The sequence below is a fragment of the Pseudoalteromonas piratica genome, assembly GCF_000788395.1.
Lineage (GTDB): Bacteria > Pseudomonadota > Gammaproteobacteria > Enterobacterales > Alteromonadaceae > Pseudoalteromonas > Pseudoalteromonas piratica.
Genome location: NZ_CP009888.1, coordinates 215,027 through 228,380, shown reverse-complemented (window position 1 = coordinate 228,380; position 13,354 = coordinate 215,027). Strand labels below are relative to the sequence as shown.

The following is a 13,354-nucleotide window of genomic DNA, read 5'->3' as shown; positions in this document are numbered from 1 at the left end:
CGAATTAGTCTGCACTGCCTCAACTTGATTTAATTGAAAGGTCACTTCGGTGGCCTTTTTTGTTTTTTAAGAAAGCTAACTCTTGGCAGCGATACCCAAAAGAAGAGTGGAACGATGACAGCCCATGGATGCGCATGTTCCGCAACGCACGTAAGAACGTGGGTTAATTGAGAACTCTGTAGTATAAAAAAGGTCACTTCGGTGGCCTTTTTTGTTTTTGAAAAAGCAGTTTCCTAAACAGTTTTTAACTTGATAGTATTTTGATTTGTACCCAAGACCAATAAATTAGGGAATAAGATGAAAAAATGTATGTTATTAGCTTCAATTGCGGTGGCTGTATGTTCAACGCAGGTTGCTGCAGTCGATTTATCAAGTATTGTGAAGGACCCAACAGCTAAACAGAAAACAGTTCAGCCATCATCAAGTGTTTTGGCTGGCTTAGCTGCACAGCAACTTGGGTTATCTGAAGAGTCAGTAAATGCAGGTCTTGGTGCACTGTTAAAAGTCGCGAAAGATCATATCAATGTTGATGATTTTGGTTTAATTAGTAAAGCCCTTCCTGATATGAATTCATATTTAGAGGCTGCGCCTAAGTCGTCAACATCGTCACTATCTTCGATGCTAGGTGGTAGTGATAGTTCAGGGAAAAAGGCATTAAGTCTAGGTTATTTAGACAGTGCGTTTGAAAGTATTGGCATTCCAAAAGAGCAAGTGCCTATGCTAATCGGCACGCTTACGGGATATCTTGCACAAAATGGCTATAGCAAAGAAGCTGAAATGCTTAAACAAGGGTTAAGCTTTTTATAAAATGGCAACCCGTTTATTCAAGTTACTGCCACATCACTAACACTTAACAAAGTGTTTTTAGGTCGAATTGTTGCAGGTTTTGAGTAAGCTAGATAATAAAAAAGCCACTATATTAGGTGGCTTTAGCAGGAAATTATAAGGTAAAAATTACAGGTGAATGATGCTATCTGCGTTGCCGTCAGGATCACCAGATGCGCGTCCGTCTGTACTTGGGTTGCCATTGCGCATCATTATTACAGCACATGCCGCAGGCGATGCCATTGAAGTACCAGACATTGTGGTTGTACCGCCACCTGCTTTTGTTGATAAAATACTTACCCCCGGGGCTGCATAATCAACAGGCGGGTTGCCATAGTTAGAGAAGCTTGCAAAGCGATCGTTTGAATCAGTTGCAGAAATCGTATAAACGCGGTTACCTGATGCACTTGCAGGCGATACGTTACCAGCATGCTGGCTTTCGTTACCAGCAGCTACCACAAAAAATGCACCTGATTGCTGCGCAGCCGCTTCAACCGCATCGTTTAACTCTTGATTAAAGCCTCCACCTAAACTCATATTTGCACAATCTCCGGCATTCGCGTTCGCACCTACATGATCAATGCCCGCTAATACGCCTGACCAACTACCGGAACCGCGTGCATTCAATACTTTAACTGGAATAACCGTTGCTCCAGCAGCTACACCTACAACATCAATCTCATTATTAATTGCAGCAATAGTACCTGCTACGTGAGTACCATGACCATTTTTATCATCCATACCTGCATCACGGCCTGAAGTAAACGCGGTGTAACCACGGCTTGCATCTACATTAAGATCTGGGTGGTCTAAATCAATACCTGAATCGAGTACCCATGCGCTGTAACCAGAACCATCAACAGGACCACCAACACGGCTAACACTCCATGGTGTTGTTTGGTTATTAGAACCACCGCCGCCAGGCTTACCGCCTTTAGGGTTTGCATACACTTTACCATCTGGTGTAAAACGCATTACATCACTGTTACCGGCAAATTTTTGTTTTGCTTTGTCACAACTCATGTTTACAGCCATCCCCTTTATTGAGTTGCTATAAATGTGTTTTGCTTTCGCATTTGCACTAGCCACCATACCGCGCGCTTTACCTTCAACATCAAACTTAGAAATTGAATCGTTAAAACGCACAATACAGGTATTGGCAATTTCCATATCATCAGATGCACCATTACTGGTTGGTTGATTTGCTAGTGCATAGCTTGATGAAAGGGCAAATGAGATAGCGAGCGTGAGAGATTTTTTATTCATTATGTATCCTGTTTTATTGTTATTAGTTTGGTTAACTTTTTGTTAACAAAAAACAGTGTAGTAGAGTGTTTCTGAATTGAAAACAAAAAGCCACCTTATTAGGTGGCTTTTATTAGCAGAGTGTAAGGTATTATTTACGCCTAAATCTTCTTAAAGTAATTGAAATTAGAGCAAATAATCCAATTAACGGCAGTGAACCACCGCTTGATGAACTTGTGTTTTCAGCGGCATTGTTATCTGGCGCAGAAGAGCGACTTGCATCAAGTGGGTATGCGTCTTGTGCATCACTTACGCCATCACCATCATCGTCGGTATCGGCATTGTTACCAATACCGTCACCATCGGTATCAACAGATTCGGTCTCATCAAGTGGGAAAGCATCTTGGCTGTCAGCAACGCCATCGTTATCATCATCTGTATCGGCGTTGTTGCCTATGCCATCACCATCTGTATCAACTGATTCTGTGGCATCGAGTGGGAAAGCGTCCTCATTATCTGAAATCCCATCGTTATCATCATCAGTATCTGCGTTGTTACCTATGCCATCACCATCTGTATCAACTGATTCAGTTGCATCAAGTGGGAAGGCATCTTCATTGTCGTTCACACCGTCGTTGTCGTCATCAGTATCTGCATTGTTGCCGATACCATCGCCATCTGTGTCTAGCCATTCAGTTGCATCAAGCGGGAATGCATCATCATCATCAAGATAACCGTCGTTATCGTCATCGATATCTGAGTTGTTGCCAGTGCCGTCTTCATCGGTATCAACCCACTCGCTTGGATCTAGAGGAAATGCATCTTCTTCATCTGAATGGCCATCACCATCATCATCGGTGTCGGCGTTGTTGCCAATGCCATCACCATCGGTATCTAACCATTCAGTTGGATCTAGCGGGAAGGCATCCTCAGTATCTAAATAGCCATCGTTATCATCGTCGGTATCGGCATTGTCACCCAGCCCATCACCATCACTATCTAACCATTCTTGTGAGTTATATGGGAAGGCATCAACATCATCGTTATAACCATCATTATCATCATCTGGATCTGTATCGTTTGGAATACCGTCATTATCGGCATCGTTAACATCACCAGAATCAGTACCAAATTTGAAGTAATCATTTAATGTGTGGACGACGTCATTACCCATAGAAGAAGTAGTCGTAATGCGTATATCGGCATCAAAACTACCTTCAACTAAGTCTAACGGGATAGAGACAAAACTATCATCATCAATAGAATAATCGAGCACTTGCCATTCACTATCGTTTAAACGCATTTCAACAGATTTAAGGTTAAGTGACCCATCCTGCTCCAAAGTTAGCGTTGAATCTATTTTATTGACAATATGGTGAGCATAAAGCTTGTCCGCATGCTTCAAAGAAATATAATCAGCAGTCGTTACAATATCGCTATCCGCTAAATTAAATGTCAGAACAGAAGTGCTGCTTGAATCGAAATAATTATTTTTATAACTGATGGTATACAGTAGCTTTTCGCAATTAGCTTCTGGACGTTCAGCAGTGGCGTGATAGTAAGAGATACTGCCGCTACTTAATAATTCACGTTTACCTTCTTCATTCTCACAATAAAAACTGTAATTGGCTTCAGGGTTATTAGTATTTCCTTGATGGTCAGAAAATAATACTCTGTCCCAGCGGCTGGGTGAATGCACTAGCTTCGAATCAGAAACATTAATAGTGCCGTTAAAATAACGCCTACTGGTCTCAGAGAAGTTTAATTCATTGCTATCTGAGGTTTGCACAGGTCTATCACTGTATATGCGCAACTCTCCTGATTCATTTAAATCAAACAAATTTGAATATATTGAGTTTGAGTGCCTGCCTTGAATTGGATCATATTTGTATGTAACGAATTGCTTAAAGTCGATAAAATCATTTTGCTGCGGCTGATAGATATTTATTTTATTAATTTTCGAGTCTACCTGCTGTGTAAGCGAATTTGTGTTTCTGTCACTTATACTAAACTGATCTACTTTTTCTGGGTTAGGAGGCAGTATATTGATAACGCTTAGGGAAGAGAGATCTATATCGATATCACTGGCAACTGAGATACCATCAATAATTTTTCGGCTATGTAAATAATAGCCTTCTTCTGATGCGCTCTCGGAAAATTTAAAGTGTGATGACATTTTAAATTCATGAGTATTAGCAATTTCACCCAAGGCTAAATAAATATGTGTGAATTCATTTGGAAAATAACCCCAACCAAAACCACGAGTTCCTGTCCAAAAATCCGTTGAACCATAAAAGTTATGTGTTTTTGACAATATATTATCGCCACTGTGGTTAGTAGCGCTATTAATCCCTGTAATATTAGTTAATTGATTAACATCTAATAAAAACTCTGTGGTTTCGGTTAGTTCAAGCTGGTGTGAGGAAGCACCATATTTTAATTTTGCTACATCAGGGGCAACAGTAATGTCACTCGTATCTAAATCGAAATAAGTGGCGCTAATAAAAATGCTGCTGCCTGGGGAGTTAAGTTCAACGGGACTAAAAGCATCAAGATAATAGCTCGTCATTCTTCCAAGTTCATCGATGATCGTGGCACTTACTTGGCTTGGCGAATTAGTCTTAAGAGTCAGTTTTACGCTGTGTTCAAAGTAAGTTGGAATACGCAGTTCATCGGTATCTGATGAAATAGTGATATTGGAAAAGTGAATACCTGCACTGCTAGTAGCAAATGGTATTGCGGTTGTATCTGGCACCGTAAGGTCAAAATTTAAAGTGTGCGATGAATTAGCCGGTAAAGTGAAGCTTGTTTCTGAAAAGCTGATAGTCGCACCAGTTGGCAACCCATCACCAGCTGTTATTTGATAATTTTTCTCATCACCTGAATGGTTATTAATGGTAATTGAGCGAGTGCTACTCCAGCTATTTGATGCGGTGTCGAGTTTACCAAAGTTGATTGCAGTATCGTTGGCTGTTGTCGTGGCTTTGATACTTTTTTCAATATCCATTCGCCCAGGGCCTTGTGCAAGAGGGTCTGAACCAATATTTATCGCGCCAGCTGCGAGTAATTGTGTTGCTTTCTTTGATGATAAGCTTGGGTCGTTTTGTTTTAATAATGCAATTGCGCCTGCAACATGTGGTGCAGCCATACTTGTGCCGCTGTTATATCCGTATTCACTATTTGGCAAAGTTGAGTTGATGCTACTTCCCGGCGCTGTAATTTCAGGTTTATTAAAAATTTCGGTTTGAGTCGCTTTGGATGAGAAATCAGATATGGCGTCTTGTTTCGTTGATGATGCAACGGTAATGGCTTTTTCAGCTGCGGCGGGAGAGCTTGCGTTAATGGCCCCGTAATAGCCGTCATTACCTGCGGCAACGACAACAATCACACCTGCATCCACAGTATTGTTTGTTGCGATGCTTAGAGGGTCGGTTGCACTACCACCACCGCCTAAGCTCATATTCACAATATCTACAGCGTCATCTGTATTGATATCACCATCAGGGTCAACAGAGCGCTCTAGGGCAGCAATAATGCCGCTGGTTGCGCCTGAACCATAGTCACTGAGAACTTTATATGCATGAAAAGTCACATCAGGTGCTACACCTTTTAATGTTCCATTTGCACCAACAATACCTGCAACATGAGTACCATGACCGTGACCATCCATAGGGTCGTTATCATTATTTACAAAATCATAGCCATGGGTAATACGGCAGTTTTCGCCTAAACAGCCGCCTAGGTCGACATGATTGTAGTCAATCCCCGTGTCGAGAATAGCAACGGATATCCCTTTACCTGTAATGGTTTCACTATTTGCATCAGTCATTGCCCAAATCAAAGGGGCATTTACAAGCGATACACTTTCACTTAAATCAATCGACTTAATTGTATCGGGTGAAACGCGTTTAACATTGGGTAGTTGTTTGATGGCATTTAACGACGTTTTGTCAGCTTCAATCACAATAGCATTGCTTGTTCTTGAAAAGCGGCTAAGTAACTTAATGTTTTTATTTATGCTTTGTATTTGCTGAATCGTTGCTTGCTGGTCGGTTTCTATTCTTGCTTGGGCTTGCTGTAATTGAGAACGAATAATTGATTCTTGTGTTGCCGATGAGGTTTTTGAATTTAAAAACTGCTTAGTAACATTGTTCTTTATTTGGTGCTTTGCTTGTATTAAAGGTGCATTGTGAAGTTCTACGATGAAACGTTCTTTTTCAAAACGTCTGTATACTTTTTGCGATATTACTTTGCCATCTTTGTCAGTGACATGAAAAACGCTGCTAACGATTCCAGGTTCTTTAGTTATTTTTTGTGTATCGTTTCCGACAGTTATATATTGAGTTGCAGACGCATAAAGCGCACTAGAGACAGAAAGGGCGCACAGAGAGACCGCGAAGAGTCCCTTTTTCGCTAAAATTGACATAATAATCCGTTAGTTATTTATAATTTTTTGTAATAGTTTTGTAAAATTCTATCGTTAATTGTTTCTAATTTCTAGACTAAATTCCCTAAACACAAGTACTTAACTTCTAAATAATCATCTAGTCCGTAGTGTGATCCCTCGCGGCCATAACCGGACTGTTTTACACCACCAAATGGGGCGGCGGCATTTGAAATAATGCCTTCATTAATACCAATCATGCCAAACTTTAACTGATTGGCTGTGTGCATAATGCGATTAATGTTTTGGCTATAAAAATAAGCGGCGAGGCCATACTCAGTATCGTTGGCTTGTTTAATAACTTCTTGCTCATTTGTGAAAGTAAAGATGGTTGCAACAGGGCCGAAAATCTCGTTTTGTGCAATCTCCATAGAATTAGTGCAGTTGGTTAAAATGGTTGCAGGGTAACCTGTTGCACTTGCTTCACCTAGATAGTGTAAAGTTGCACCTTGGCTAATGGCGTTATTTACTAACGTTGATACTTTATCGATTGCAGCTTTATTAATAAGTGGGCCAAGTTGCACATCCTCTAAGCCATTACCTTGTTTTAACTGTTTTAATTTTTCTGTGAAGATCTCTAAAAATGGCTGTTTAATGGATTCGGCAAGATAAATTCGATTAGCACATACACAGGTTTGCCCAGCATTTCTAAATTTTGCGGCAATTAACCCTGTGGCTGCTGCCTCTAAATCAGCATCGTCAAACACAATAAAGGGCGCGTTTCCACCAAGCTCCATCGACACACGTTTTACCGTTGACGCCGCCTGCTTGGTGAGTAACTTCCCCACTGCTGTAGAGCCGGTAAAACTAAATTTGGCAATATCTGGGTGTGTTGTTAATACTTCGCCGATGGCCTTAGCATTAGTACCTACAACCACATTAAAAACACCGTTGGGTATGCCCGCTTGTAGGCTTAATTCAGCCATAGCAAGTGCGCTTAATGGCGTAAGCTCAGATGGTTTAACAATAAAACAGCAGCCTGCTGCAAGTGCTGCGGCGGCTTTACGGGTGATCATGGCATTAGGGAAATTCCATGGGGTAATGGCTGCAACTACGCCAACAGGTTGCTTTGTGACAATAATTTGCTGCGAGTTACTGAGTGCAGGCATGGTATCACCATAAACACGCTTAGCTTCTTCACTAAACCATTCAATATAGCTAATGCCGTATTTGATTTCACCGCGCGCTTCAGCTAGCGGTTTACCTTGCTCCAAAGTGAGCAATAACGCCAAGTCTTCTAAATTTTCCGTGAGTAAATTCGCCCATTTTTTTAAATATTCGCTACGCTCATTTGCCGTGGTGTTTTGCCATGCTAATTGAACATTTTTAGCTGCAATAACTGCTTTTTCAACATCGCTAGGGTTAATATCAGCTACTTGTGTCAGCACACTGTTATTAAACGGGTTTACCACATCAAATGTAGCACTGCTCTTGAGCCAATTTCCATTGATAAAGCTACTATTTTTAACTAATGAGTTATCCGTTAATTGTTTTAGGCTAGAGGTTGTCACGGCTAAGTTCCTGTGGTTGTAAAATACTGTCATCGTAAACATAAAAATGTTCACTTGATGCCTGCTGCCACCAGATGCTCCAATTGCCAAGTGGTTTATTTTCTAAAATTTCACCTTCGTGCAGAGGCTTAATAAGGCTACCTACTGACATTAATAATCCATAGGGTGAGCGACGTTTCACCATTTGTGGCAGTAGTTTATCTGGGTCATCTAGTCCCATACTACCAAGTAATTCGTAAAAAGCGTGCAAGGTGTTTTTATGAAAGTTTTTAACTCGTTCACTCTTGCTTTCAATATCAATGGCTTTGGCGCGAGCTGGATCCTGCGTAGCAATGCCCGTAGGGCATTCATTGGTGTTACAACTTCGCGATTGAATACAACCTAAGGCCATCATCATGGTGCGTGCTGCGTTAACACTGTCAGCACCGAGTGCTAGTTTAGCGAGTAAATCAAATGCTGATGCCGTTTTACCTGCAGCAATAAGTGATATTTTATCGCGAATGCCAAGTCCAATTAATGCATTGTGAATTAAATAAATACTCTCTAAGCACGTCATACCTAAGCGGTTTGAAAACTCAACAGGGGCAGCACCTGTACCACCTTCGGCACCATCAATAGTGATAAAATCAGGGTAAATATCCATTTCTAACATGGCTTTGCAAATTGACAAAAACTCGGCAGGGTTTCCTAAGCAAAGCTTAAAACCAACCGGTTTTCCTTGGCTTAGCTCACGAAGCTCAGCAACAAAATTAAGTAGTTCTTTTGGGGTTTTACATTTAGGGTGCGCGGCAGGAGAAATACAGTCTTTATCTTGGTCAATTAAACGAATACGGGCAATTTCTTCAGTGATTTTTGCTTTTGGTAGAACACCACCATGGCCGGGCTTAGCGCCTTGTGAAAGCTTAATTTCAATCATTTTAATTTGTGGTAGGGCGCTCTTTTCGCGAAATATATCAGCATTAAAGTCGCCATTTGGTGTGCGGCATGCAAATAAGCCAGAACCAATTTGCCATACAATATCCCCACCGTGTTTTAAATGATAAGGGCTTAAGCCGCCTTCGCCTGTATTGTGGCTAAAGCCCCCTTTTTTTGCGCCAAGGTTAAGCGCTTCAATTGCATTACTGCTGAGCGAGCCAAAGCTCATGGCCGAAATATTTAAACGTGATGCTGAGTAAGGTTGCTTGCAGTCTGGTCCGCCGATCAAGGTACGCTTATGTTCTTCTTTTACGTCACACGGTGCCAATGAGTGCCACAAGCTTAAATAATTTTCTTCGAGTAAGTCTCTTTGTGTACCAAATGCAATGGTATCTCTTACTGATTTTGAGCGTTGGTAAACCAGTGAACGCTGCTCGCGATTAAAAGGCTTTTCTTCTGTGTCGTTAGCAATAAAATATTGCTGAATTTCAACGCGAAAGGATTCCAAAAAGTAACGAATGTAAGCAACAACAGGGTATAAACGATTTAAGTTACGCTTTGAGAAAAAGACATCATAAAAGCCTATTACACTGTAAATCAGTGAAAAGACAAAAAGAATGAAAGTAAGATCATCTGCGTGGTATTGCCACAGAAAGAATGTAATTAGGTTGCCTAAGGTAAGTATTAACCAATAGGCTTTTTGCATAATTGTCATATTGTTTACTCTTATTTTGCTGACGGATGTCTATAAGAGCTTCAGGATTGGCACAATACCAACTCGGGCAACCCTTGCACTCATTATTGATTTTGCATAATAACGTGTGTTTTGTCACTGAAAGAAAAAGGAAATCATGGCGATTTCCTTTTATTCATAATGGGTTGGGACCCAAATATCTAACTGATTTTAAAATTAGCGAGCAAGCTTTCGCCATACTTCGGTTTCTTCTGTGCCATTCACCATGCCTTTGTGGTGCCAGTAAATCACCTCTTGCCCGTGTTCTTGTTTTGTTTCAAGCCAGCCTTTGAAGGTGAACACTTTACCTTGGTGCTCATTTGATGTGCCTTGTTCGATATGTTCACTGTACTTATCACCATCAAGGGTGAATTTACCTGCTAAATAGCCTAAGAATTCGCCTTGCTGCATATTGTTTAAGGCAAATTTATCGCCCTTTACGGTTTTGATTGCGACAAGCGTAGCGTTATCTGCTTTCAATATTTCACCTGAAGGCGTTTTGTATTCGCCTTTAATAAATTGCCAATCACCTTCATATTGGTGAGCAATGGCATTTGATACAAAAAGCGCGAGCGTTAGGCATAGTCCTTTAATTAAATTCATTGGTATTTCCTGTCATTAAAATTTGGTAACAGTTAATACTAAAGCCCTTTTAAAAAGTAGTGTTAGAATCACAAATCAGAAAAAAATAAGAAAAATAAAACCATTATTTATCGGTTTTATCTCATCACAGGAGTACTCGAATGCAACCTACCTCAAGTCGCCTTAATTATGCGTTTATCACCGAAGATGACCTCGAAGATTTATACCAACTCGACCAAGACCCTGCCGTGATGAAGCACCTTAATGGTGGTAAACCAACTACCATGGAAGAAAAGAAAACCATTTTTTTACCGCGCATGGCTAAATATGCCAATAAAGAAAAAGGTTGGGGCCTTTGGAAAGTTAACATTAAAGAGTCGGGTGAGTTTATTGGTTGGATTTTAGTAAGGCCAATGCATTTCTTTAATGATGAAACTGATACCGAATGGCATAACCTTGAACTAGGCTGGCGTTTTAAGCAAAGCTCATGGGGGAAAGGGTATGCAACCGAAGCAGCTAATGCTTTAGTGGAGCAAATTGCGTTAATGCCAGAATACACCTATATCAGTGCTATCGCAGTGAAAGAAAACCTCGGCTCGATTGCGGTAATGGAAAAGCTCGGTATGAGGTTTGTGAAAGAGTATATGCATAGCGATCCGTTAGGGGATATTCCAGCAGTGCATTATGAAAGGGAACTTTGATTATTTGATGTTGTTTGCAGAGAATGTTATCAGCTGTTATTTGGATTGGCCCTGTGTCAGAATCTCATATTGGTGGCGTTTAGTCTTTGCTACTGTACAAATTTGAAAGCGTATTTGTCGCGCTGGCGACGGCAGCATCCGTGCTTTATATCTAGCGTCATTCATTTTGCTCTAAAACTGATAAGATGCTTTCTACAGATGCAATCGTATATATCTGTTAGTGTATTTGTCGCGCTGGCGACAGCAGCCAAAGGGAGGCTAACGCCGGCCTCCCTTTGGAATCCCTCGGCGCCCCAAAAATCAAACTGATTCTTCAAACATAATTTAAATGTGAACTTAAACGCCATGAATCGGCATCCATGCCTCAGCATGGCTTGCTCGACCGCTTCGCTCCCTGTCTCGCATTATTCATTTAAATAATGTTTTCAGGTTTGATTTAATGGGTGAGGGTGTAAACCTTGAAGCTGTATAAAAGGTTTAGGCAGTGTGGTGCAAGATGCATGACTTGACCTCAAAATTGACTATTGATTCTTCTGAAATTGTTTACGTTTAAGGAATAAAGCAACACCAAGAGCAATACCAAATAAAGTGGAAAAAGGAAAACCTAAAACTAAAACTACAGAGATGAAAGTTAAAAAGTAATAATAAGGTTTAGAGCGATAATTAGTAAACAATAAAACCGCCATTGCAAACAGCCAACCAGGCAATGCCATAAAACAATAAACAACGTAGTTAACTAGTGATTGACTGATATGGGCAGACATAAGTTTCGGGTCACCAACCCCATTAGGAGTTAATGTTTGAACGCCTTCATAAAGGGAAGCGCCTGTTTTATAAATGCCAATAAATATAACTAGCATAGATAAACTTGCCATAGCTAAAACGAAACTAGACTTTGAGTGTTTAATAGATTGGGAATTTGAATTTTCGATGATGATACTTCCTCTGTATACTTAACGCCTCGCATAACGGGCTAATAATGCTTGGCTAAAATTAGCGACGAAGGAGCGCAAGCCAAGCTTTTAGCGTCCTTTTGAGTAACTTGTTAGTTGCCGTTTAGTTTACCCAACGAGGTGATACTTCAAAGGAAAAATCATTAAAAGCAGTACCCGCGACAAACAATAAAACGACGATAATTAGTGAAAACCTAATATCATTTCGCTTTTTAACAAGTAAATCAGAATTTGCGGCTTCACACGCTTTACCGAAAATGACAGGCCACAAGTATGTGAACATTTGTCTGTAAAGATCTATGAATTCTGGCTCGTTCCACTCGCGCCAATGCATAGGAGCCTCAGTTTTCCAAGTTTCTATGAAAACACTTACACTTTTAATAAAAGCCAGGATGGACAAAATAAAAAGGCAGATTACCAAAGTTTGAAACATGAACTATCCTTGAGGCAACTAACGCTTTTGTAAGGGGCGCGTGTAGTTTACGCGTCCCAGCCCAACTCGTTGGGCGAACTTAACAAACTTGTTAGAGGAACTACTCACCAAGATGTCCATCAATATTCTGTGACTGAAGTTGCTCTAGCCAATTATCACGGTTTTCCATTATCTCGTTGAAGTTAACCTGCTCAGCAAATGGAATTCGATGAGAGTAAAAAATTGATTTAACCGATTCATCATCATCTCGATAAAATCGATTTATCACGTACTCATAATGTGATTTGTCAGGAGCTAACAGAAGCATGCGGAAGTATACTTCTTCCTTTGCTTTTGAGGTGTCGGACTGAAGTATATCTGGCTTCAGAGTGAACATTGGCTTAACGCTGTTTATGTAGCCCGGGAGAACTTCTTTTAGTGCTGTTTTCCCTTTGTACTTCCGCACAGTAATCATTGTAGACCAAGACTCCAATGATTGACCTTCCGCAAGTAGTTCAACTGTATGAACACCATCATCCTTATTATTCCAGACTTCGCAAAAGTCTTTATCGTTGAATTTTATACAATTGCTCGCCAAAAGAGACTGCGAACAAAATACAATTGCGAGGGTTAACATCCGTTTCATAATTAGTTCCTCTAACAGTTTATTAAGAGGCAAGTTGCCTCTTTTTTGAACGCAATATCGCCTGTTTACATTCTGAAGCAATTTATAACACTAATAATTAGTTGTTACTAGTCAGATGGTTATTTGAAAACTAACATTTTATCAGTTGCAGAAATCGGGCAAATTGCCCCTTAATATTATTAAGGGGGAAATAATCATTAAGAAATGGAATAGGCATATTTTTTCTTCTAACAACTAAGAGTTTGAAATGTGCATTGAGTAATTTATTCAATGACAGTTCCTAGCACAATTACGACCTAGAAAGCTGTTGCTAAGATTCATTTCCGCTTTTATCAAACCCGAAAATCAAGTTTGAATTGATAATGCGAGACAGGGCGCGAAGCGGTT

The 13,354-nt window shown here is 40.4% G+C and carries 9 protein-coding genes; 2 read left to right on the top strand and 7 right to left on the bottom strand.

What is annotated here, in order from left to right:
- Positions 1 to 297: 297 nt before the first annotated feature.
- Positions 298 to 807, top strand: a complete 510-nt coding sequence (locus OM33_RS00975; protein ID WP_038637554.1) for a DUF2780 domain-containing protein — start codon at positions 298 to 300, stop codon at positions 805 to 807.
- A 147-nt stretch (positions 808 to 954) separates the two neighbouring features.
- Here OM33_RS00975 and OM33_RS00970 read toward each other — a convergent pair whose 3' ends face one another.
- From OM33_RS00970 to OM33_RS00950, 5 genes are all read right to left on the bottom strand, one after another.
- Entirely contained in the window at positions 955 to 2,091 is a 1,137-nt protein-coding gene (locus OM33_RS00970) for a S8 family serine peptidase (protein ID WP_038637551.1), read from the bottom strand.
- A gap of 130 nt (positions 2,092 to 2,221) precedes the next feature.
- Complete coding sequence (locus tag OM33_RS21900; RefSeq protein WP_052140845.1) at positions 2,222 to 6,496, bottom strand: S8 family serine peptidase; 4,275 nt, start codon at positions 6,494 to 6,496, stop codon at positions 2,222 to 2,224.
- A gap of 71 nt (positions 6,497 to 6,567) precedes the next feature.
- The gene (locus OM33_RS00960) at positions 6,568 to 8,025 is read right to left on the bottom strand and encodes an NAD-dependent succinate-semialdehyde dehydrogenase (RefSeq protein WP_038637548.1); all 1,458 of its coding nucleotides are present in this window, start codon (positions 8,023 to 8,025) and stop codon (positions 6,568 to 6,570) included.
- Positions 8,012 to 9,655 (bottom strand): FMN-binding glutamate synthase family protein, encoded by a 1,644-nt coding sequence (locus tag OM33_RS00955; RefSeq protein ID WP_038637545.1) that lies wholly within the window; start codon positions 9,653 to 9,655, stop codon positions 8,012 to 8,014. The genes OM33_RS00960 and OM33_RS00955 overlap by 14 nt, the downstream gene beginning before the upstream one ends.
- A 195-nt stretch (positions 9,656 to 9,850) precedes the next feature.
- Entirely contained in the window at positions 9,851 to 10,276 is a 426-nt protein-coding gene (locus OM33_RS00950) for a hypothetical protein (protein WP_038637542.1), read from the bottom strand.
- Positions 10,277 to 10,416: 140 nt separating this feature from the next.
- On the opposite strand from OM33_RS00950, the gene OM33_RS00945 reads away from it, so the two are divergent.
- Entirely contained in the window at positions 10,417 to 10,956 is a 540-nt protein-coding gene (locus OM33_RS00945; protein WP_038637541.1) for a GNAT family N-acetyltransferase, read from the top strand.
- Positions 10,957 to 11,477: 521 nt separating this feature from the next.
- On the opposite strand, the gene OM33_RS00935 is transcribed toward OM33_RS00945, so the two are convergent.
- Both OM33_RS00935 and OM33_RS00925 read right to left on the bottom strand, forming a co-directional pair.
- A complete protein-coding gene (locus tag OM33_RS00935) occupies positions 11,478 to 11,831 on the bottom strand; it encodes a hypothetical protein (RefSeq protein ID WP_199922474.1) in 354 nt (117 codons plus the stop codon).
- A 611-nt stretch (positions 11,832 to 12,442) separates the two neighbouring features.
- On the bottom strand, positions 12,443 to 12,919 hold the full coding sequence (locus OM33_RS00925; protein ID WP_199922473.1) for a hypothetical protein: 477 nt from the start codon (positions 12,917 to 12,919) through the stop codon (positions 12,443 to 12,445).
- Positions 12,920 to 13,354: the final 435 nt, after the last annotated feature.